At 70.9% G+C, this 1644-nt stretch carries 2 protein-coding genes, 1 tRNA gene and 1 pseudogene; all 4 read left to right on the top strand.

Annotated elements, in window-relative coordinates; genetic code table 11:
• Nucleotides 1–597, top strand: a pseudogene (locus tag QZX64_RS01470) (hypothetical protein); the annotation flags it as partial.
• A 57-nt stretch (nucleotides 598–654) separates the two neighbouring features.
• On the top strand, nucleotides 655–882 hold the full coding sequence (locus QZX64_RS01465) for a biotin/lipoyl-binding carrier protein (RefSeq protein ID WP_295656371.1): 228 nt from the start codon (nucleotides 655–657) through the stop codon (nucleotides 880–882).
• Nucleotides 883–929: 47 nt separating this feature from the next.
• Nucleotides 930–1019, top strand: a tRNA-Ser gene (locus QZX64_RS01460).
• Nucleotides 1020–1236: 217 nt separating this feature from the next.
• Nucleotides 1237–1644: sigma factor (locus QZX64_RS01455; protein WP_295656370.1), on the top strand; the 408-nt coding region annotated here is incomplete at its 3' end.

Below are 1644 nucleotides of genomic sequence, written 5' to 3'. Positions count from 1 at the left end.
TTCGCCACCGTCGGCTTCGAGCCGCAGGTCGACCGCGAGCGCTTCGAGTACGCCACCCTCGCCGTCGGCTTCGCGCTCGTGCTGGTCCTGGTCTTCCGCTTCGGCGCCGGGCTGCACGGCCTCGGCCGGCGAGGCTTCCTCATCGTGGTGGTGGGCTCGCTGGTCCTCGCGCTCACCCTCGCCTACGCCGAGCTGCTGCGCCGGTACGGCATCTCCTCTGTGGTCGAGCCGGCGCTCGACGTCGTCCGCTGGAGCCGTGAGAACCTGCGGGCGTTCCCGCGGCCGATCGTGGTGCTGCTCGGGATCCCCGCCCTCGTCTGGGGCGTCCACATGCGGGCCCGCCGCCGCCAGGGCTGGTGGGTCTGCGCCTTCGGGGTCGCCGCGACCCTGCCGGTCGCCCATTCGCTGGTCAACCCGCAGGGCTCCTTCCTCGAGGCCGCCCTGCAGGTGACGTACGGCGTCGTGCTCGGCCTGGTGGTCGGCTACCTCGTCATCCGGGCCGACCTCGCTCTCACCGGCCCCCGGGGGAGCCGCGCCCGTGCGGCGGAGGAGGCCGCCGCGCACCGCCCCGAACCGTCCCGGTTCCGCTCGCTCTGACCGCCTCCGTGCCGCGCGGGCACCCGGCTACGGGCGGGTAGCCGCTAGCGTCCTCCCATGGCCCGCGACACGAGCACCGAGATCCTCGCCGAGATGGTCGCCAACGTCCTGAGCGTGGCGTTCCGGACCGGCGAGGCCGTCACCGAGGGCGACACCGTCGTCCTGCTGGAGTCGATGAAGATGGAGATCCCCGTGATCGCCGAGCGCTCCGGCACCGTCTCGGCCGTCAAGGTCGCTCCCGGCGACGTCGTCCAGGAGGGCGACGTCCTGCTCGTGCTCGCCTGACCCGGCCGATTCACCGCCGCCCGTCGCCGTCCGGTAGCCTTCCCGGCGGTGGCGTGTCCGAGCGGCCTAAGGAGAACGCCTCGAAAGCGTTTGTGGGTGCAAGCCCACCGAGGGTTCAAATCCCTCCGCCACCGCCAGCCATGTGATGTCTCAGGACATCTGCGAGATCCGAACCCACGGAAGTAGGTTCGGATCTTTGTCATTTCCGGGACTGGCAGTTCTTGCTGGTGTCGATGGCGATGCCGGTGACGGCGTCGACGACCGTGACGTCGTGGTCGGTGACGAGCGGGACGACGTGGGTCTCCCCTGGGGTTGCGCTCGCAACGAAACCTGACGCTTCGGCGTTGACCCTGTATGGAGACCATGCAGCCGCACCCGGAGACGAGTCCGGCGCGCGTGCTGCCCGACTTCGACTCGTGGGTCGCGGCTCGTGGCCCGTCGCTGCTGCGCCTGGCCCTCGCCCTGACCGGCAACCGGTCCGACGCCGAGGACCTCGTGCAAGAGGCATTGTCCAAGGCGCTGCCGAAGTGGGGTCGGATCGGCGGGTTGGATGATCCCGAGGCGTATACGAAGCGGATGGTCGTCAATGCCCATGTCTCCCTGTGGCGCAGGACCCGGCGCCGGGAGGTGCCGGTGGCCGAGCCCCCGTTCGAGGGCTCCACACCGGGTCCCGACTCCGGCATGGGTGCAGATGAGCGCCGGCGGCTGTGGCTGGCCTGCCGGTCCCTGTCGGTGTCGCAACGGACGGCCGTGGTGCTGCGC

This window comes from uncultured Nocardioides sp. (genome assembly GCF_902805925.1).
Lineage (GTDB): Bacteria > Actinomycetota > Actinomycetes > Propionibacteriales > Nocardioidaceae > Nocardioides.
Note: the sequence above shows the minus strand (reverse complement) of the source record. Positions and strands in the feature narration are given on the sequence as shown.

What these genes read in the sequence shown, in the direction of transcription:
- QZX64_RS01465 (WP_295656371.1), top strand. Translation starts at nt 655, where the DNA reads ATGGCCCGCGACACGAGCACCGAGATCCTCGCCGAGATGGTCGCCAAC.